Source organism: Luteibacter sp. 9133 (assembly GCF_000800155.1).
Classification (GTDB): Bacteria; Pseudomonadota; Gammaproteobacteria; order Xanthomonadales; family Rhodanobacteraceae; genus Luteibacter; species Luteibacter mycovicinus.
The window spans coordinates 2,637,183-2,657,376 of record NZ_JUHO01000001.1 but is presented as its reverse complement, the minus strand read 5'-3'; the positions used below and the strand labels follow the sequence as shown (position 1 = coordinate 2,657,376).

The 20,194-nt window shown below is 65.1% G+C and carries 17 protein-coding genes; 6 read left to right on the top strand and 11 right to left on the bottom strand.

Going from position 1 to position 20,194, the window contains the following annotated elements:
• Window positions 1-4 precede the first annotated feature (4 nt).
• From mtnA to gyrA, 3 genes are all read left to right on the top strand, one after another.
• Window positions 5-1,018 (top strand): S-methyl-5-thioribose-1-phosphate isomerase, encoded by a 1,014-nt coding sequence (gene mtnA, locus FA87_RS11390; protein ID WP_043694651.1) that lies wholly within the window; start codon window positions 5-7, stop codon window positions 1,016-1,018.
• Window positions 1,015-1,428, top strand: a complete 414-nt coding sequence (locus FA87_RS11385; protein ID WP_239709074.1) for a GtrA family protein — start codon at window positions 1,015-1,017, stop codon at window positions 1,426-1,428. Before mtnA ends, FA87_RS11385 begins: the two co-directional genes overlap by 4 nt.
• Before the next feature lie 139 nt (window positions 1,429-1,567).
• Complete coding sequence (gyrA, locus tag FA87_RS11380; RefSeq protein ID WP_036112292.1) at window positions 1,568-4,222, top strand: DNA gyrase subunit A; 2,655 nt, start codon at window positions 1,568-1,570, stop codon at window positions 4,220-4,222.
• Between the two features lie 408 nt (window positions 4,223-4,630).
• On the opposite strand, the gene FA87_RS11375 is transcribed toward gyrA, so the two are convergent.
• Window positions 4,631-5,113: a peroxiredoxin gene (locus FA87_RS11375; protein ID WP_036112295.1), complete on the bottom strand. Its 483-nt coding sequence runs from the start codon at window positions 5,111-5,113 to the stop codon at window positions 4,631-4,633.
• Between the two features lie 158 nt (window positions 5,114-5,271).
• Here FA87_RS11375 and FA87_RS11370 point away from each other — a divergent pair, with 158 nt between their 5' ends.
• Window positions 5,272-5,724 carry an Hsp20/alpha crystallin family protein gene (locus FA87_RS11370; RefSeq protein ID WP_043694648.1) on the top strand — a complete coding sequence of 151 codons (453 nt, stop codon included), beginning with the start codon at window positions 5,272-5,274 and terminating at the stop codon, window positions 5,722-5,724.
• Window positions 5,725-5,816: 92 nt separating this feature from the next.
• Window positions 5,817-6,734, top strand: a complete 918-nt coding sequence (locus FA87_RS11365) for a DnaJ C-terminal domain-containing protein (protein ID WP_036112301.1) — start codon at window positions 5,817-5,819, stop codon at window positions 6,732-6,734.
• A gap of 91 nt (window positions 6,735-6,825) precedes the next feature.
• On the opposite strand, the gene pilH is transcribed toward FA87_RS11365, so the two are convergent.
• From pilH to purB, 10 genes are all read right to left on the bottom strand, one after another.
• Complete coding sequence (gene pilH, locus FA87_RS11360) at window positions 6,826-7,191, bottom strand: twitching motility response regulator PilH (RefSeq protein ID WP_036112304.1); 366 nt, start codon at window positions 7,189-7,191, stop codon at window positions 6,826-6,828.
• A gap of 183 nt (window positions 7,192-7,374) precedes the next feature.
• Window positions 7,375-8,367: an acryloyl-CoA reductase gene (locus FA87_RS11355; protein WP_043694645.1), complete on the bottom strand. Its 993-nt coding sequence runs from the start codon at window positions 8,365-8,367 to the stop codon at window positions 7,375-7,377.
• A 56-nt stretch (window positions 8,368-8,423) separates the two neighbouring features.
• The gene (locus FA87_RS11350; RefSeq protein WP_043694642.1) at window positions 8,424-9,014 is read right to left on the bottom strand and encodes a TIGR00730 family Rossman fold protein; all 591 of its coding nucleotides are present in this window, start codon (window positions 9,012-9,014) and stop codon (window positions 8,424-8,426) included.
• A gap of 159 nt (window positions 9,015-9,173) precedes the next feature.
• Window positions 9,174-10,601: a dihydrolipoyl dehydrogenase gene (gene lpdA, locus FA87_RS11345; protein WP_043694639.1), complete on the bottom strand. Its 1,428-nt coding sequence runs from the start codon at window positions 10,599-10,601 to the stop codon at window positions 9,174-9,176.
• 112 nt (window positions 10,602-10,713) lie between these two features.
• Window positions 10,714-11,925: a 2-oxoglutarate dehydrogenase complex dihydrolipoyllysine-residue succinyltransferase gene (odhB, locus tag FA87_RS11340; protein WP_043694636.1), complete on the bottom strand. Its 1,212-nt coding sequence runs from the start codon at window positions 11,923-11,925 to the stop codon at window positions 10,714-10,716.
• Window positions 11,926-11,932: 7 nt separating this feature from the next.
• Complete coding sequence (locus tag FA87_RS11335; RefSeq protein WP_036112319.1) at window positions 11,933-14,785, bottom strand: 2-oxoglutarate dehydrogenase E1 component; 2,853 nt, start codon at window positions 14,783-14,785, stop codon at window positions 11,933-11,935.
• A 132-nt stretch (window positions 14,786-14,917) separates the two neighbouring features.
• A complete protein-coding gene (locus FA87_RS11330; protein ID WP_052191321.1) occupies window positions 14,918-15,412 on the bottom strand; it encodes a hypothetical protein in 495 nt (164 codons plus the stop codon).
• On the bottom strand, window positions 15,409-16,611 hold the full coding sequence (locus tag FA87_RS11325; RefSeq protein WP_043698009.1) for a cupin domain-containing protein: 1,203 nt from the start codon (window positions 16,609-16,611) through the stop codon (window positions 15,409-15,411). Before FA87_RS11325 ends, FA87_RS11330 begins: the two co-directional genes overlap by 4 nt.
• 39 nt (window positions 16,612-16,650) lie before the next feature.
• Window positions 16,651-16,971, bottom strand: a complete 321-nt coding sequence (locus tag FA87_RS20785; RefSeq protein WP_156128543.1) for a hypothetical protein — start codon at window positions 16,969-16,971, stop codon at window positions 16,651-16,653.
• A gap of 91 nt (window positions 16,972-17,062) precedes the next feature.
• A complete protein-coding gene (gene purB / locus FA87_RS11315) occupies window positions 17,063-18,430 on the bottom strand; it encodes an adenylosuccinate lyase (protein WP_043694633.1) in 1,368 nt (455 codons plus the stop codon).
• A 202-nt stretch (window positions 18,431-18,632) separates the two neighbouring features.
• Between purB and FA87_RS11310 the strand changes: the two genes are divergently transcribed.
• Window positions 18,633-20,033, top strand: coding sequence for a class II fumarate hydratase (locus FA87_RS11310; RefSeq protein ID WP_043694630.1), 1,401 nt, complete (start codon window positions 18,633-18,635; stop codon window positions 20,031-20,033).
• Window positions 20,034-20,194 lie beyond the last annotated feature (161 nt).

Below are 20,194 nucleotides of genomic sequence, written 5' to 3'. Positions count from 1 at the left end.
TGCGATGAATACGACCGCCTCCCATGACTCCATTCGCGCCGTGCAGTGGCACGGCGACCGTCTGCGCCTGCTCGATCAGCGCCGCCTCCCCGCCGAGGAAATCTGGTTCGACAGCACGACGTCCGATCAGGTGACCACGGCCATTCGCGACCTCGCCGTGCGCGGTGCGCCGGCCATCGGCATCGCGGCCGCCTGGGGCGTGGTACTGGCGGCGAAGGCGGGCGAAGACCTGCCCGCGGCCCTCGCGACTCTGCGCGCCGCGCGGCCCACGGCGGTGAACCTGATGTGGGCGCTGGATCGCATGAACCGGTGCATCCTCGATGGGGCCGACACAGATGCACTCGAACGCGAGGCGCAAGCCATTCAGGACGAGGATCTCGCCGCCAATCGTCACATGGGCGAACTCGGCGCTGCGCTGATCGAGCCCGGGTCGCATGTACTCACGCACTGCAACACGGGTTCTCTCGCGACGGCCGGCTACGGCACGGCGCTCGGCGTCATTCGCGCCGGCGTGGCGTCCGGCCATATCGAGCAGGTCTACGCCGGTGAAACGCGGCCGTGGCAGCAGGGTGCCCGCCTGACCATGTGGGAACTCGTTCGGGACGGCATCCCCGCACGTCTGATCGCCGACTCCGCCGCGTCGCACCTGATGAAGGACGGCAAGGTGAAGTGGGTGATCGTCGGCGCCGACCGCATCGCGGCCAACGGCGACACGGCCAACAAGATCGGTACCTACCAGCTGGCCATCGCGGCGCGGCATCATGGCGTCAAGTTCATGGTGGTGGCACCGTCGACGACGGTCGACATGGCGACGGCCAATGGCGACGATATCGAGATCGAACTGCGCGACGCGGCCGAGCTCCTGTCGATGTCCGGCACGCGCACCGTCATTGAAGGTGCGGACGCCTGGAACCCCGTGTTCGACGTGACGCCCGCCGAGCTGATCGACGCGATCGTCACCGAGCGCGGCGTGATCCTGAGGCCCGACGAAGAGCAGATGCGGATCCTGTTTCCGTGAAGCACATCCGCCGCGAAGTCGCTCTGTTCGCGGCGGGCGGTGTGCTCGGTCTCTGCGTCGACGCGGGCATGGCGCAGGCACTGGTCGGCTTCGTCGGCTGGAACGTCTACACGGCGCGCGTGGTGTCGTTCCTGTCCGCCGCGACGTTCACCTGGTGGTGGAACAGCCGGCACACCTTCGCGCATCGCGATTCCGGTCGCGGCGCACGCGCGGAATGGCTGCACTGGATGGCTTTGATGGCCGTCGGCGCGGTGATCAACAACGGCGTGTATCTGCTGGTGCTGCAGGCGTTTCCGGGCCTTCGCCCGTGGCCGGCGGTGGCTATCGCGTTCGGCTCCGCGGCAGGGGCGACGGCGAATTATCTGTTCGCCAGGACCCTGGTTTTCCGTGCGCCGAAAACACTTACGTAAGTCATTGTTTTTACGCCGTTTTTCGCTGTCTTTTCGGCTTCGGTTGTGATATCATCGATGGGTTGGGTCGACCGCTTCGCCATACCGCGACACATGCGGGCGACGGGGGCATTTTGATGGACATCCAGGAAGCCGTTTGATGGCAGAACTCGCCAAAGAAATCATCCGCGTCAACATCGAAGACGAGATGCGTCAGAGCTACCTCGATTACGCCATGAGCGTCATCGTCGGCCGCGCACTCCCCGATGTCCGCGACGGCCTGAAGCCGGTGCATCGACGCGTTCTGTTCGCCATGAACGAACTCGGTAACGGTTGGAACCGTGCTTACAAGAAATCGGCGCGCGTCGTCGGTGACGTGATCGGTAAATACCATCCTCATGGCGATTCGTCGGTATACGACGCCATCGTCCGTATGGCTCAGCCGTTCTCGCTGCGTTACATGCTGGTCGACGGCCAGGGTAACTTCGGTTCGGTCGACGGCGACAACGCCGCAGCCATGCGATACACCGAGGTGCGCATGTCGCGCCTCACGCACGAGCTGCTCGCCGACATCGACAAGGAGACCGTCGATTTCGGGCCTAACTACGACGAAAGCGAAAGCGAGCCGCTGGTCCTTCCCGCGCGCGTGCCCAATCTGCTCGTCAACGGTTCGGCCGGTATCGCCGTCGGCATGGCGACGAACATCCCGCCGCACAACATGACCGAGGTGATCAACGCCGTACTCGCACTGATCGAGGATCCCTCGCTCGGTGTGGACGAGCTGATGACCTTCGTTCCGGGCCCGGATTTCCCGACCGCCGGCATCATCAACGGCTCGTCGGGCATCGTCGAGGCCTACCGTACCGGCCGTGGCCGCATCCTCGTGCGCGCCCGCGCCGAGATCGAAACCGAGGCCAACGGCCGCGAGACGATCCTGATCCACGAGCTGCCTTACCAGGTCAACAAGGCGCGTCTGATCGAGAAGATCGCCGAGCTGGTCAAGGAAAAGAAGCTCGAAGGCATCAGCGAGCTGCGCGACGAGTCCGACAAGGACGGCATGCGCGTGGTCATCGAGATCCGCCGTGACGCCATGGCCGACGTCGTGCTGAACAATCTGTTCCAGCAGACGCAGCTGCAGGTCACGTTCGGCATCAACATGGTCGCGCTGCTCGATGGCCAGCCGAAGCTGCTCAACCTCAAGGACATCCTCGAGGCGTTCATCCGTCACCGCCGCGAAGTCGTCACCCGTCGCACCATCTTCGATCTGCGCAAGGCGCGTCAGCGCGCGCATATCCTTGAAGGCCTGACGGTCGCGCTCGCCAACATCGACGAGATGATCGAACTGATCCGCACGTCGGCTTCCTCGACCGAAGCACGCGAGCGTATGGTCGCCCGTCGCTGGGAGCCGGGTCTGGTCAAGGCGCTGCTCGATGCCGCCGGTGCGGCATCGTCGCGTCCGGAAGACATGGATCCGCGCGATGGACTGCGTGACGACGGCTACCAGTTGTCCGAAGCCCAGGCGACGGAGATCCTGCAGATGCGTCTGCATCGCCTCACGGGTCTGGAGCAGGAAAAGCTCTCCGACGAATACAAGGAAATCCTCGAAGCCATCCGTGGCCTCATCGAGATTCTCGAAAACCCGGCGGTGCTGCTCGAAGTCATTCGTGGCGAGCTCGAGCAGATCCGCACGGATTACGGCGACGCCCGTCGCACCGAGATCCAGCACTCGCAGGAGGACCTCAACGTCCTCGACCTGATCGCGCCGGAAGACGTCGTGGTCACGCTGTCGCACACCGGCTACATCAAGCGTCAGGCTGCGAGCCTGTACCGGGCGCAGAAGCGTGGCGGCAAGGGTCGTTCGGCCTCGGCGCTGAAAGACGAAGACGTGGTGCAGCAGCTGTGGGTGGTCAACACGCACGACACGCTGCTCACCTTTACCAGCACCGGTCGCGTCTATTGGCTCAAGGTCTACCAGATGCCGGAAGCCGGTCCTGGCGCGCGTGGCAAGCCCATCGTCAACCTGCTGCCGCTGGGTGAGGGCGAGAAGGTGCAGGCCGTCTTGCCGGTGCGCGATTACGACCCGACCTGCTTCGTGTTCTTTGCCACCCGCAACGGTACGGTCAAGAAGACGCCACTCACGGAATTCGCGTTCCAGCTGCAGAAGGGCAAGGCCGCGATCAACCTCGACGAGGGCGATGCACTGGTCGACGTGGCCATGACCTCGGGCGAAAGCGACGTTCTGCTGTTCGCGTCCAACGGCAAGGTCGTGCGTTTCGACGAAGGCACCGTGCGCTCGATGGGCCGTACGGCCACCGGCGTGCGCGGCATGCGTCTGGCCGAAGACACCGAAGTCGTCTCGCTGATCGTCGCGAAGGGCGAGGGCGATATCCTCACGGCAACGGCGCGTGGCTATGGCAAGCGGACCGTGCTCGAGGAGTTCCCGAAGAAGGGCCGCGGCACGCAAGGTGTCATCGGCATCCAGTGCTCCGAGCGTAACGGCAAGCTGGTCGCCGCCACGCAGGTCACCGAGGCCCAACAGCTGATGCTGATCTCCGACCAGGGCACGCTGGTGCGTACGCGCGTCTCGGAAGTCTCCCAGCTCAGCCGTAACACGCAGGGCGTCACGCTGATCAAGCTGCCGAAGGACGAGACCCTGATCGGTATCGTCCGTCTCGAGGCCGAGGAAGAGCTCGAGATCGAAGGCGAGGGTGACGTGACGGTTGACGGTGACGTCGCGGCCGATCTGCCGCCGGTGGAGAGTGGGCCGACGGGTGAGGGCGACCCGGACGAGCCGACTGAGCCGACGGAAGGCTAAAGAAGAACCCCGCGGAGACGCGGGGTTTTTTTTCGCGCGTCGAGGCGGGGGAGTCGTCGGCTGCCGTTTCCTGTCGCTAAGTCCTCCTCCGGCCTTCGCCTACGTGCGGAATCGCTCCAGGAAACGGCAGCCGACAACTCCCTTCCGACGATGCGGCGGGTTGGGAGGCGAGCGCAGTGGCGCGCGGCGATACGTCACGTAGCTTTGCTCATTGCTTTTCTATCCGCTGCCTCATGGGGTGGAGGGCGCCGTTGGGTGTCGTTCTCGGAGCGCTTCCGCACGTAGGCGTAGGCCGAAGGAGGACTTAGCGACGAGAATGGCACCCAACGGCGCTCATCCCTCAGCGCGAACAGCCAACGCGATGGCGAAGCCGAGCCCGTGCGCAGGACGCGGCTTACGCCACAACGCTCAGGCGTCGATCGCAGCCAGGACAGTCTCGGCCATCGACACACGAAACTCGCCTGGTGCCTCGACATTCAGCACCTTCACCACGCCATCCTCGATGTACATGGCGAAGCGCTTTGCGCGAATGCCCATGCCGTTCTTCGTGCCGTCGAGTTCAAGGCCCAGCGCTTTGGCAAACGTGGCATTGCCATCGCCCAGCATCACCAGGTCCTCGGGGACGCCCTGCGACTCGCCCCAGGCGTGCATCACGAAGGCGTCGTTGACCGACAGGCAGGCGACCTTGACCCCGCGCTCGCGGAAATCTTCCATGTGCTGAATGTAGCCGGGCAGGTGCTTGTTCGAGCAGGTGGGAGTAAAGGCGCCAGGGACGGCGAACAAGACGACCTTGCCCTGGCCGAGCACGTCGGTGCTGGTCACGGTTTCGATACCTTCCTTGAAGACGGTAAGGGTGCCCTCGGGGATGCGGTCGCCAACTGCGATGGTCATGGCAAGGTCCTTCGTGGAGGAAAGCCCCGAGTGTACGTGAAGGCCATTTCCCTGAAGCGACGGCAACCGCAACCGTCGCCCTCTTGAATCGCGCCGGGTCGGTCATATCTTTCTTCCCAGACGGCCACGGGCCGAAAAACTTCTTGGGAGTCAAACAGATGAACCAGCTTCGTCAGGTGTCGTTCCGTCGTGCGCCGGTGTTCGCCAGCGATGTCCGCAACGTCTTCGATCACCTTTTCGGCAACGAGATTCCCGCGCCGGCCAGGCAGGCCGAGAGCGCGTGGGCGCCGCGTGTCGACATTCGTGAGGAAGCCGGTCGCTTCCTGATCCTTGCTGATGTGCCGGGTGTGGATCTGGCCGCCATCGACATCCAGATGGAAAAGAACGTGCTCAGCATCAAGGGCGAGCGCAAGGCATTCGCCAGTGAGACCGAGGGCAAGTTCAGCCGGGTTGAGCGGACCGTGGGTGCGTTCAAGCGTAGCTTCACCCTGCCGGAAAGCGCCGATGCCGAAGGTATTACCGCGTCGGGAAGCAACGGTGTGCTGGAAATCGCCATCCCGAAGAAGGCGGAAAGCGCTCCTCGGCGTATTGTAGTTAACGCCGTGGGCTGATTCGCTCTAAGCTTGCAGGTCAGGCCCGCGGTGGACGCTGTCCGCCGCGGGCATTTCGTTTTAATGGTGTCGACACAAGCCCGGGAGAGCCTGTGGAGTTCAAGGATTACTACGAAGCATTAGGGGTCAAGCCCGACGCGACCGACGCCGAGATCAAGGCGGCGTACCGCAAGCTTGCCCGCAAATACCACCCCGACAAGAACAAAGAGGCGGGTGCCGAAGAGAAGTTCAAGGCGATCAACGAGGCCAATGAGGCCCTGAAGGATCCCGAGAAGCGTCGTCAGTACGACCAGTTCCGCGCCGGCGGCTATCGCCAGGGGGAGCAGTTCCGTCCGCCGCCGGGCTTTGGCCAGGGTGGTGGTGGGTTCGACTTCGGCGACATGGGCGGCCGCGGCAACGGCGACTTCAGCGACTTCTTCGAGAGCCTGTTCGGCGGCGCGGGTCGCGGTCGTGGTCAGCAGCAGAGTCAGGCCCGTCGCGGGCGTGACATCCAGGCGCGGATCGAGACCGATCTGCAGACCGCCTTCAACGGCGGCAAGACCCGGGTCGTGCTCAACGATTCCAACGGCGGCGAGCGCGTGCTCGAGGTAAAGATTCCGGCGGGTATCACGCCGGGGCAGACCATCCGGCTCGGCGGGCAGGGTCACCCGGGTATGGGCGGTGGCCCGTCAGGCGACCTCTTACTGGAGATCGGCATCCGCGACGACGCGCGATTCCGGCTGGACGGGCGGACGGTCACGCATACGCTGCCGATTACGCCCTGGGAGGCCGCGCTGGGTGCCACGGTGCCCGTGCCGACGCTGGGCGGTCACGTGGACCTGCGTATTCCCTCGGGCTCGCAGTCGGGCCGCAAGCTGCGGCTGAAGGGTCGGGGTTTGCCGGGTTCGGAGCCGGGCGACCAGATCGTCGTGCTGGAGATCCGCGTGCCGGTGCCTGAGACTCATGAAGAGCAGGCGGCCTACGCGGAGTTCAAGGATGCGTTCGCGGGGTTCGATCCGCGGAAGGGGTAAGACCTTCGCGGGCTGCTTTTACGCCAACGAGGTTGGCTCCCAACGGAGCCAACCTCCTTGAGCAGACCCGCTCGACAGCCGTCAGGCTGGATCAGCCTGGCAGATGCTCTTTCAGAGCCGCGACCAGCTCGTCTTCCTTGATCGGCTTGACGACGTAAGCACGCGCGCCCTGGCGCAGGCCCCACACCTTGTCGGTGTCCTGATCCTTAGTGGTCACCAGGATGATCGGGATGTGTTTGGTCGTTTCTTCCTTGCTGATGGTGCGCGTGGCCTGAAACCCATTGAGGTTGGGCATGACGACGTCCATCAGGATGAGGTCGGGTATTTCACGCTTGGCCACTTCGACGCCCTGGGCGCCGTCTTCGGCGGTGATGGCCTCGTGGCCCAGTTTCTCGACGATGCGCTTGATTCCCAGCAACTGCGACGGCGAATCGTCGACGATCAGGATGCGAGCCATTCACTTTCCCCCGGGTCGATGCCCGATGCGTTTTCCTTGGTGACGTGCGCCATCCGGGCGAACGTCTTCGATAACCACGGCGACGTAATTCTGTCGCGCGTTGCGCCTCTGGCGATGCGCCATTCTACCGACCGCTGCGCCCGTATCAATGGTGCGGCGGCGTAAACCTTCCGGGACAGCGACTTAACCGCCAATCCTGACCACGGTTCGACCGAAGGAACCGCCCTCGAGCATGGTGTCGAAAACGCTCGCCACGTCTTCAAGTGCCAGCTCCTTCGTGCAGATGGTGTCGAGATGGCGTGGTTTCCAGTCACTGGACAGGCGTTGCCATACCTCATCGCGAATGGCCCGGCCCGTACCCGCGGACGCCACGCCCAGCACGCTGACCCCGCGAATGATGAAAGGCATGACCGTCGTCGCGAGGTCGGGGCTGCCAGCAAGGCCGCAGATCGCCGCGTTGCCGTAGGACGCGATCATCGGAAGGAAGCCGGCCAGGGTCTTGCCGCCGACGTTGTCGAGCAGGCCGCCGTATTTTGCCGATTCCATGGGCTTGCCGCTGAAGCTCAGTGCGTGGCGATCGAGGCAATCGACCGCCCCGAGCCCTCGCAGGAAGTCGAAGCGGTCGGCTTTACCGCTGATCGCGTGCACCTGATAGCCGGCCCGGGTGAAGATATCGATGCCGAGCATGCCTACGCCGCCCGTGGCACCGGTGATGGCGATCGGGCCGAGGTCCGGCGTCTGCCGGTTGTCGGTCATGCGCAGCAGCGCCAGCGCGGCGGTGAAGCCGGCGGTGCCCAGGATCATCGCCTCGCGCGTGGTCAGTGTGGCGGGAAGGGGAATGGTCAGATCGGCCGGAAGCCGGACGTATTCGCCGTAGCCGCCGTCGCGGGTCTCGGAGAGGCCGCTGCCGGTAGCAAGCACCTTGTCACCCTCTCTGAAGCGGGTGTCGGTGGATGCGACGACCGTGCCGGCGACATCGATGCCGCCGTTCAATGGGAACGTGCGCAGGATTTTTCCCTTACCGGTGCCGGCGAGGGCGTCCTTGTAGTTCACCGAGGACCACTCGGCTTTGACCAGTACCTCGCCGGGTGACAGGGCTTCGGTGTCCATGGTTTCGACGCCGGCGCGATAGCCGGTGTCGTCGCTGTGGATGCGGAAGGCTTTCATGAGGGGCATCGGCGGCGTCTTTCCTGGCGGTGGCTGCTTGGGGCTTTCGCGCGCGGGGCGCGCTCCTACACGGCGTCTTTGGTGATCCACTTGGGTGTGTAGGTCGACTCGTAGTGCTTCATCCAGTCGAACAGCGCGTCGATGCTGTCGCCGAACCAGACCTGCTCGCGCTGGTTCTGCCTGACGAAGCCTTCCGCCACCATGTGGTCCATGCTCGCCGACACGTGGGAGTAGAAGCCTCGCACATTGAGGAAGGCGCAGGGATAGCTGTGCAGACCGAGCTGCGCCCAGGTCAGCATCTCGAACATCTCGTCCATCGTGCCGAAGCCGCCGGGCAGGGCGACAAAGGCATCGGACAGTTCGTACATACGCGTCTTGCGCTCGTGCATGGTCTCGAGCACCTGCAGCTCCGAGAGGCCCGTATGCGCGACTTCTTTCTCGACCAGCTGGCGCGGAATGACGCCAATGACGCGGCCACCCGCGGCAAGCACGGCATCGGCCACGGTACCCATCAGGCCGACCTTGCCGCCCCCGTAGACCAGGGCGATGCCTTCCTTCGCCATTCGTGTCCCGAAGGCGATGGCCGCCTCGGTGTATTCGGGGTGCGAGCCGCTGTTGGATCCGCAGTAAACGCACAGCGATTTGATGTCACGCATAAAAAAAGCCTCCAACGTATTTGTAGGAGCGCGCCCTGCGCGCGATGGGGCTTGCGATGACATCCATCGCGCGCGGGGCGCGCTCCTACAAAGGCGCCGCTTCCGGAACGAAAAAGCCCGCCCATGCTACTCGCAGGGGCGGGCTCGCTTCACGCGGGCTTAGTTGCCCTTGTGGATAGCGCGCTTGTCGACCGACAGTGCGGCTTCGTGCACGACTTCCGACAGCGCCGGGTGAGCGTGGACGATGCGGGCGAGGTCTTCCGACGAGCCCTTGAACTCCATCGCCACGACGCACTCATGGATCAGCTCGGACACGACCGGGCCGACCATGTGGACGCCTAGGATGCGATCGGTTTCGGCGTGGGCGATCATCTTGACCTGGCCGATGCCCTCGTTCATCGCGACAGCGCGACCGTTGGCGGCGAACGGGAACGCGCCCGTCTTGTAGGGGATGCCTTCTTCCTTCAGCTGCTCTTCGGTCTTGCCGACCCAGGCGATTTCCGGCTCGGTGTAGATGACCCAGGGCACGGTGTCGAGGTTGATGTGACCCGGCTTGCCGGCGATCAGCTCGGCGACCATGACGCCTTCTTCGGAGCCCTTGTGTGCCAGCATCGGGCCGCGCACGGCATCGCCGATGGCCCAGACACCGTCGACACCGGTGTGGTTGTGCTCATCGACGACGATGCGGCCACGCTCGTCGAGCTTCACGCCCGTATCGTCTGCCAGCAGGCCGGCGGTGTAGGCGCGCCGGCCCACGGCCACCAGCAGCTTGTCGACGACCAGCGACTGCGCGGCGCCGTCCTTGTCGGTGTAGCCCAGGTGCACTTCGTCGCCCTTGACCTCGGCGGAGGTGACCTTGGCATTGACCTTGATGTCGAGGCCCTGCTTGGCGAACTCGCGGGCGGCCATCTTGGCGATGTCCTGGTCGGCCACGGCGAGGAACTTCGGCAGCGCTTCGAGCACGGTGACCTCGGCGCCAAGCCGCTTCCACACGCTGCCCAGCTCCAGGCCGATGACGCCGGCGCCGATCACGCCGAGGCGCTTCGGCACGTCGGTCAGGTCGAGCGCGCCGGCGTTGTCGATGATGTGCTTGCCGTCGAACCTGGCGAACGGCAGTTCGATGGGCACCGAGCCCGAGGCGAGGATGACGTTGGTCGCCGAGATGGTCGAGACCGTGCCGTCGTTCCCGGTGACTTCGACTTCGTTGCCCTTGAGCAGCTTGCCCTTGCCGAAGAACGAGGTGACCTTGTTCGCCTTGAACAGCATGGTCACGCCGCCGGTGAACTGCTTGACGATCTTGTCCTTGCGGCCGATGAACGTGCCGATGTCGATCTTCGGATTCTCGGCGGTGATGCCGTGGTCCTTGAAGTTGTGCGTCAGGTTGTGGAACTGCTTGGACGAATCCAGCAGCGCCTTGGACGGGATGCAACCGACGTTGAGGCAGGTGCCGCCGAGGGCGGCCTTGCCGTCCTTGCCGACGAACGCGTCGACCACGGCGGTCTTCAGGCCCAGCTGCGCGGCGCGGATCGCGGCCACATAGCCTGCGGGACCCGCACCGATGACGATGACGTCGAACTTGTCGCTCATAGCTCTTGCTCCGGATGTTTCTGCGGTAGTTGGCTACCGCCCAATATGGGGTCGGAACACGAAAACGGGAGTCTTTCGACTCCCGCCTTCACGTGTGACGTTCAGCCGATCATTACAGGCCGAGCAGCATCCGCTGCGGGTTTTCCAGCTGGTTCTTGATGTCGACCAGGAACAGCACGGCGTCACGGCCGTCGATGATCCGGTGGTCGTAAGACAGGGCGATGTACATCATCGGGGCGGCGATGACCTGGCCGTTCTCGACGATGGGGCGCTCTTTGATCGTGTGCATGCCCAGGATGGCGCTCTGCGGCGGGTTGACGATCGGCGTGGAGAGCAGCGAACCGAAGGTGCCGCCGTTGGTGATCGTGAAGGTGCCGCCCTGGAGGTCGTCCAGGCCGAGCTTGCCGTCACGCGCCTTCTTGGCGTAACCGATGATGCCCTTCTCGACGTCGGCGAACGACATGTCCTGCACGTCGCGCAGCACCGGGGTCACGAGGCCCTTGTCGGTGGAGACGGCGATGGAGATGTCCTGGTAGCCGTGGTAGATGATGTCCGACCCGTCGACCGAAGCGTTGATCACCGGGTAGCGCTTGAGGGCTTCGGTCGCGGCCTTCACGAAGAAGCTCATGAAGCCCAGCTTGACGCCGTTGGCCTTCTCGAACTGCTCGCCCAGCGACTTACGAAGCTTGACCACCTCGGCGAGGTTCACTTCGTTGAACGAGGTGAGCATCGCGATGGAGTTCTTCGACTGCATCAGGCGCTCGGCGATGCGCGTACGGATGCGGGTCATGGCGACGCGCTCTTCCGGGCGCGAACCCGGCGTCGGCTTGGCGGCCGGAGCGGCGGCGGCGGCCGGAGCGGCGGAGCCACCCTTGCCGGCGTTGACCAGGTCTTCCTTGGTCACGCGGCCATCGCGGCCGGTGCCGGCGACCTTGGACGGGTCGATGTTCTCTTCCACGGCGACGCGACGGCCGGCGGGCGAGAGCTCATCGACGCCCTTGGGCGCGGCGGCGGCATCGGTCTTCTCAGTCTTCGGTGCCTCAGCGGCGGCCGGCGCGGCGGCCGGGGCGGGCGCGGCAGCGGCGGCGCCTTCCTCGATCACGGCGATGACCTGGCTGCTGGTGACCGTGGCGCCTTCCTCGAACTTGATTTCCTTCAGCACGCCGTCGACGGGCGAGGGCACTTCGAGCACGACCTTGTCGGTTTCGAGATCCAGCAGGTTCTCGTCGCGCTTGACCGCATCACCGGCCTTCTTGTGCCAGGTGGCGATGAGCGCGTCGGAGACCGATTCCGGCAGGACCGGGACTTTGACTTCGATGGACATGCTTGTCTTACTCCGCTGCGTGATCGGTGCCGACGGGCGCGACGAGCGCTTGCTCGACGAGCGCCGTCTGTTCGGCGATATGGGTGTTGAGGTGACCGGCGGCCGGCGAGGGCGAGCGCGAGCGTCCCGCATAGGACAGGCTCTGCTTCGACCCGATGCAGGCCTGCAGGTGATGACGGATCTGGAACCAGGCGCCCTGATTCATCGGTTCTTCCTGGCACCAGACCACTTCCTTCGCGGAAGGATACTTTTCCAGTTCGGCCGAGACTTCCGGGCGCGGGAACGGGTAGAGCTGCTCGACGCGGACGATGGCCACATCGGTCAGGCCACGCTTCTCGGCGTCTTCGAGCAGGTCGTAATAGACCTTGCCAGAGCACAGCACGACGCGCTGGACCTTCCTGGCGACCAGCTCGCGGTGCTCACCGATCACCAGCTTGAACTGGCCGTGGGCGAGTTCGTCCAGCGAGGAGACGGCCAGCTTGTGGCGCAGCAGCGACTTGGGCGTCATCACGATCAGCGGCTTGCGCACCGGGCGCACCTGCTGGCGACGGATCATGTGGAACGCCTGCGCCGGGGTGGTCGGCACGCAGACCTGCATGTTGTCCAGCGCGCACAGCTGGAGGAAGCGCTCGAGGCGCGCGGAGGAGTGCTCCGGACCCTGGCCCTCGTAACCGTGCGGCAGGAACAGCGACAGGCCGCAGAGGCGGTCCCACTTGGCTTCGCCGGAGCTGATGAACTGGTCGATGACGACCTGGGCGCCGTTGGCGAAGTCGCCGAACTGGCCTTCCCAGATGGTGAGCTGATCGGGCGAGGTGGTGGCTTCGCCGTACTCGAAGGCCATCACGGCTTCTTCGGAAAGCAGCGAGTCGATGACGTCGACGCGGGCGTCGGCGCGCACCTTGGACAGCGGCAGGTAGGTGTCGTCGCTCTTCTGGTCGTGCAACACGGCATGACGGTGGAAGAACGTACCGCGGCCGGCGTCCTGGCCGACCACGCGGAGGTCGTTGCCCTCGGCGATCAGCGTGCCGTAAGCGAGGTTCTCGGCGAAGCCCCAGTCACCCGGCAGCTCGCCGGCGGCCATCTTGCGGCGGTCTTCGTAGATCTTGGCGACGCGCGGGTGCAGGGTGACGTCGGACGGAATGTCGAGCAGCGCATCCAGCACCTTGCCGAGCTGTTCGCGCGGCACGCCGGTGTCGACCGACATCGACAGCTTGTTGTTCTGGAAACGGCTCCAGTCCACCGGGATGTCGCGCGTCGGGTTCGGATCGATCGCGATCAGCGGCTCGCCCTTTTCCAGGCGGGCGCGGTAATCGTCGAGCATCTTCTGGCCGTCGTCGGCACCGATGGTCGAGGACTTGACCAGCGACTGCGCGTAGAGGTCACGCGTGGTCGGGCGCTTGCGGATGATCTGGTACATCAGCGGCTGGGTCGCCGCCGGCTCGTCGGCCTCGTTATGGCCGTGACGGCGGTAGCAGACGAGGTCGATGACCACGTCCTTCTTGAACTGCTTGCGGAACTCGTAAGCCAGGCGGGTGACCTGGATCACCGCTTCCGGGTCGTCACCGTTCACGTGGAACACCGGTGCGTTGACCATCTTGGCCAGATCGGTGCAGTACAGCGTGGAGCGCGAATCTTCGCGCTTGGACGTGGTGAAGCCGACCTGGTTGTTTACCACCATGTGCAAGGTGCCGCCGATGGCGAAACCGCGCGCCTGCGACATCTGCAGGAGCTCCATGTTGACGCCCTGGCCCGCGAAGGCGGCATCGCCGTGGATCAGGACGGCCAGCGATTTGTCGCGCGCGACATCGCGGCGACGCGACTGGCGCGCATGCACCGAGCCGGCGACCACCGGGTTGACGATTTCCAGATGCGACGGGTTGAACGCCAGCGCGACGTGGACGCCGCCGTTGGGTGTCTTGACGTCGGTGGAGAAGCCCATGTGGTACTTCACGTCACCCGTGTGGATGGCGCTGTCGTCATGCTCGAACTTGCCTTCGAACTCGTTGAAGAGCTGCGAGGGCGCCTTGCCGAGGATGTTGACCAGAACGTTGAGGCGGCCGCGGTGGGCCATGCCGATGATGACTTCCTTGACGCCGTTGTCGCCGGCGGCACGGACGACGTCGTCGACCATCGGGATCAGGCTGTCGCCACCTTCGAGCGAGAAGCGCTTCTGGCCGACGTACTTGGTGTGCAGGTAACGCTCCAGACCCTCGGCGGCGGTGAGCGCCTCGAGGATGCGGACTTTCTCGGCGTTCTGCAGTCCCGGCGAACCGGCGGCCTTCTCGAGACGCGAATAGATCCACGACCGCTGGTCGTAGTCGGAGATGTACATGAACTCGGCGCCGATGGTGCCGGTGTAGATCTGCTTGAGCTTCGCCAGCAGGTCGCGCAGGGTCATGCGCTGGCCGCCACCGGCGAAGGTGCCCGCGTCGAATTCGGTGCCGAGGTCGGCGTCGGAGAGGCCGTGGAAGGCAAGACCGAGGTCCGGGGTGTCGACGTCCGAGACGGTCAGGCCGAGGGGGTCGACCTGCGCGGAAATGTGGCCGCGCGAGCGATAGGCTGTCAGCAGGCGGAGGACGCCGGCCTGTTTCTGCGCATAGGCATCGTCGGCGGAACCGACGGCGGGTGCGGCGACCGCGGAGCGACGCTGTTTCTGCGCGGCCTCGATGCGGGCGATCACGGCGGAGTGGGCGACGTCGCCGGCCTCGCGGCCCTTCAGCGTCTTGAAATAGCCATCCCACTCGGCCGTGACGGAGCCGGGATCGGCCAGCCAGGATTCGTAGATCTGCTCTACGTAGTCGGCGTTACCGCCGGCGAGTTGGGAGGATTCGGAAAACTCGCGGATCAGGTTTGCGCTCACGTCACCACCGGCACACACGAAAAGGACGGGCTGCCGCTGGCCGCACGAGGGCGTGCCGCGGCATAAGAATCCGTTAAGTATAGCTCCGTGCTGCGGCATCACGCCAACTTGAATCGACGTTTCTCATGCCAGCTAGATCCCAAGTGGTCTTATTTGCCACGCGGGCTCGGCCCGCTCCCAGACTTCCTCGAAATAGGCCATCAGGCGAGAGGTCTCACCGGGTGCGTCGAGGTCGCCGCGTGCCTCGAAGCGACTCGCGACGGGTCGGAACAGGTAGCCACTTGTCGTATCGCAGATGAACGCCGATGCGTAGCCCAGGTGGATTTCATCGGTCGGCACACGGATGGAAACCGCCGTGGGGAGGCGCTGGGCGAGGGCGATCACCCGGTGACCCTCGCGGTGCGCCTGCTCGGCATCATGGGTGAGGATACGGACCTGCGCCTGCCGCCCGCTGGTGGCCAGGCGGCGAAGCTCAGTGAGGATCGTCTCATGGTCCAGCATGCCGACGTCCATGCGCGGCAGGTAGATCGCGGCCCGGTAGCGGGCCTGGGTCAGCAGGCGGACATGCGCTATCTCGAGACCGGCACGGTCTTCGACGATCAGCGCGGTGTCCGCCGCGCCGCTCACCGGGAGCGACCCTTGCGAACGACCAGCGCCCCGTCGTTGACCAGAGCCAGCAGAACCTCCCGTTCGGCAGCCGAGGGCGCGCGCTGCAGGCGTACGTCCCGCTCGGTGGCCAGTCGCTCGGCCAGGTCGGCCGGGCAGGCGTATGCACTGCCGCTGACATAGAGGGTGGCGTCCTTCTTGCCACGCACCCACGCAAGCCGCGCGTAGGGATGACGGATCAGGCCCGAGCCACCGGCCAGTGCCTTGTCCAGCGCGGCGACGGTGGTCGCCTTCGGGGGCGCGGCCGGGGACTGGGCATTGCGGTAGCGGGTGATGAAGCGCCCGAACCAGTCGGCCAGCAGGTCACGATCGAGCGCGGCGGCGAAGGGCAGGGCCTGACGCAGGCGGTTGAGCGCAGCCGTGTCGATCTCGCCGATGCGCTTGACCGGGGTCAGGTCGGCATCGCTGTAACGAAGCTCGTCGGGCATGCGTTCGGCGAGGAAGTCCGCCAGGTCGCCGGTCAGCTCGGCCTGCGAGGGCGCGCGCATGCCGACCGACAACGTCATGCAGTTGCCCAGGGCGACACCGTCGTGCGGCACGCCTGGCGGAAGGTAAAGCATGTCGCCGGGTTCGAGCAGCCACTCGTGGGTCGGCAGGAATTCCTTCAGCTGCTTCAGTTCGACGTCGTTGCGGAAGTCGAGCGGTGCGTCCGGGTCGTCGCTGATCGCCCAGTGGCGCTGACCGATGCCCTGGATGAGGAAGACGTCGTACTGGTCGACGTGCGCGCCGACGCCGCCGCCGTCCTCGGCATAGGACACCATGACGTCGTCCACGCGCCAGCTGGGCAGAAACGCAAAGTGCTCGAGCAGGCCCGCCACGTCGGCATCCCACTTGTCGACATCCTGGACCAGCAGGGTCCAGTCACGCTTGGGCGTCTTGCCGAATTCGGCTTCCTCGAAGGGGCCGCTCCTGACCGTCCAGCGGTCACGCTTTTCGTCATGAATGATGAGGCGGGCGAGCACCCCCTCTTCGCAGGCCAGGCCGGCGAGATCGTTGGGCTCGATGGGCGCTTCGAAGTCCGGGAAGGCGTTACGGATCAGCAGCGGACGCTTCTGCCAGTAATCGCGCAGAAACTGCGCGGCACTCATGCCAAGCGGCTGGCTGGCGCTGCCGCGCACTTCGATCGGGAGGGGCTTACGGGTGGGGGTCTGGATGGCCATGGCCGGCATTGTAGCCGCGCAGCCCGCCTCCGCGCTGCGTCACCGCCCAGCCGGCGCCTGCGTCGCAGGAGCGCGCCCTGCGCGCGAAAAGCCAGAACACCGCTTCCTGCGCTTCATCCCGCATTGATTGACGCACGCGTACGTTACGTCCAAGGCAATAAGCCGCGATCGAAAGAGGTTCTGATGAAACGTCCGCTGCTTATCGCACTGGTTCTGCTTTCCGCTTTCTCCCTGAGCGGCTGCATCATTCGCGACCATCGCCACGGTGGCTACGGAGACCGCGGTGGTCCGGGTTACCACGACGATCGTGATCGTCATTGCGATGATCGCGACCATCGCTGCGATGACGATCGCGATCATCACTGATCGGCGGTTTGAAAATCGCACTTGAAAAACGAAAGAGCCCGGCATATCACGTGCCGGGCTCTTTTCTTGGTGCCGTGCTTGCGACTCAGATATCGCGCGCGAGTTTGTCGGCTAGACCGATGTAGGACGCCGGCGTCAGCTCAGCCAGCGCCTGCTTCGCGTCGGCGGGCAGGTCGAGGCCAGCGATGAACGCGCGCATCGACTCCTTCGTAATCCCCTGGCCGCGGGTCAGGGCCTTGAGCTGCTCGTACGGCTCCGGCAGGCCGAAGCGGCGCATGACCGTCTGCACGGCCTCCGCCAGCACTTCCCAGCTGTTGTCGAGGTCGGCGGCGACGCGTTCGGCGTTGACGTTGAGCTTGCCCAGGCCCTTGAGCAGCGACTCGATGGCGACCAGCGAGTGACCGTAGGCCGTGCCCAGCGCGCGAAGCACGGTGGAGTCGGTGAGGTCGCGCTGCCAGCGGCTGATCGGGAGCTTCTCGGCGAAGTGGCCGAGCAGGGCGTTGGCGAGACCGAAGTTGCCTTCGGCGTTCTCGAAGTCGATGGGGTTGACCTTGTGCGGCATCGTGGACGAGCCGACTTCGCCCGCCTTCAGTGCCTGGCGGAAGTATCCCAGCGAGATGTAACCCCAGATGTCACGCGCGAGATCGATCAGGATGATGTTGATCCGGCGCAGCACGTCGGCGAACTCGGCGATGCCGTCGTGCGGTTCGATCTGCGTGGTGTACGGATTGAAGGTGAGACCCAGACCGTCGACGAAGTGGGAGGCGAGACCCGGCCAGTCCACCGCGGGGTACGCGATGACGTGCGCGTTGTAGTTGCCGACCGCGCCGTTGATCTTGCCCGGGATCTCGATCGCGACCAGCTGCTTGCGCTGGCGCTCGAGACGCGCCACGACGTTGGCGATTTCCTTGCCCATGGTGCTGGGCGAGGCGGTCTGGCCGTGCGTACGCGACAGCAGCGACAGGCCGGCGTGTTCGTGAGCCAGTGCGCGGAGTTTCGCGATGACCTGATCCAGCGCCGGCAGCAGCACCGACTCACGGGCGTCGCGCAGCATCAGCGAGTAGGCGAGGTTGTTGATGTCTTCGCTGGTGCAGGCGAAGTGCACGAACTCCTTGGCCTGGGCGAGGGAGGGATCGTTGCCGATCTTCTCCTTGATGAGGTACTCGACCGCCTTCACGTCGTGGTTGGTGGTCGCCTCGATCGCCTTGATCCGCTCGCCGTCTTCGATGGAGAAGTCGTCGGCGATGGCGAGCAGGGTCTTCACCGCGTCGGCCGGAAAGGCCGGCAGCTCGACGATGCCCGGATGCGCGGCCAGGGCCAGCAGCCAGTGGATTTCCACATGTACGCGGCGATGCATGAGGCCGAATTCGCTGAAGATCGGGCGCAGCGGCTCGACCTTGGAGGCGTAGCGGCCGTCCAGCGGCGAGAGGGCGGTCAGCGTGGCGTGGGACATGGGGTGTTCCTGAGGCTTGGCGGGAGCAGCCGGAGATTATAACCCGGCGGGGTGGTGGGGTCCGGTTACCGCGAACGGCCAGGAGGCGGGCTCCCGCCAGAACGGGCCTCTACCGCTTAGCGGCGGCCCGACGGGAGCCGGACGGCTGGCGATGGGTGCTTGCGAGGCTTAATGTAAGGGAATCCCCACAGGAGCTTCCCGCATGACAAGGTTCCGCACCGAACGTGACAGCATGGGTGAGTTGAAGGTCCCCGCCAAAGCCCTCTACGGGGCCCAGACCCAGCGCGCGGTGGACAATTTCCCTGTCTCCGGCCTCACCCTGCCGCGCGAGTTCATCCGCGCACTGGGCCTGATCAAATCGGCGGCCGCCGAGGCCAACGTCAAACTGGGCCACCTCGACAAAGCGTCCGCCAAGGCCATCCGCGCCGCCGCCGAGCGCGTGGCAGCCGGTGAGGTCGACGAGCACTTCCCGATCGACGTGTTCCAGACCGGCTCGGGCACCAGCTCGAACATGAATGCCAACGAGGTGATCGCACACCTGGCCGAGGCGGCAGGGAGCACGGTTCACCCGAACGATCACGTCAACGCGGGGCAGAGCTCCAACGATGTCATTCCGACGGCCATCCTGGTCAGCGCGACGCTGGCGACCAGCGAGAAGCTGCTGCCCGCGCTGAAGCATCTGCGCAAGGTCATCGACGGCCGGGCGAAGGAACTGAGGAAGGTGGTAAAGACCGGTCGCACGCATCTGATGGATGCGATGCCGATCACCTTCGGTCAGGAGCTTTCGGGGTGGTCGGCGCAGATCGGCGATGCCGCCGAGCGCATTACCGATACGCTGAAGCGCACGCGTCGTCTGCCGCAGGGCGGCAGCGCGGTGGGCACGGGCATCAACGCCGATCCGAAGTTCGGCCCGGCCGTGGCGACGGAGCTGTCGAAGCTGACGGGGCTGAAATTCGAGTCCTCGGAAAATTACTTTGCCGGCATGGCGGCACAGGACGCACCGGTCGAACTGTCGGGCCAGCTGCGCACGCTTGCCGTCGCGGTGATGAAGATCGCCAACGACCTGCGCTGGATGAATTCCGGTCCGTTAGCCGGGCTGGGTGAAATCGAGCTGCCGGCGTTGCAGCCGGGTTCGTCGATCATGCCGGGTAAGGTCAACCCGGTGATCCCCGAGGCAGCCGCGATGGTCGCCGCTCAGGTCATAGGCAACGACGCGACCATCGCGATCGCGGGTCAGTCGGGCAACTTCCAGCTCAACGTCATGCTGCCCGTCATCGCCTACAACCTGCTGCAGTCGATCGAGATCCTGGCCAACGTGACGACGCTGCTCGCCGACAAGGCGATCGCCGGCTTCAAGGTCAACCAGGAGCACATTCGCGAAGCCCTGGACAAGAATCCGATCCTGGTTACCGCACTTAATCCCGTGATCGGTTACGAGAAGGGCGCCGCGACCGCCAAGCAGGCTTACAAGGAAAAGCGTCCCATCATGGATGTAGCGCTCGAGACCACGGGGCTCAGCAAAGCCGAGCTGGCCAAACTGCTCGATCCGGCGGCGCTGACCAAGGGCGGGATCCACGGCGGCGGTGGCGGCGGAGGCGGTTGACCCGCCAGGTCAGCCCAACGGAATTAAGGTAGGAGCGCGCCCTGCGCGCGATAGACGTCGGACGACGCCGGATCGCGCGCAGGGCGCGCTCCTACACGTGGGTCTGGCACGGTAGATCGCCACCTCTCCCGACGACGCGACTGCATCGCTCATTCCCGCCT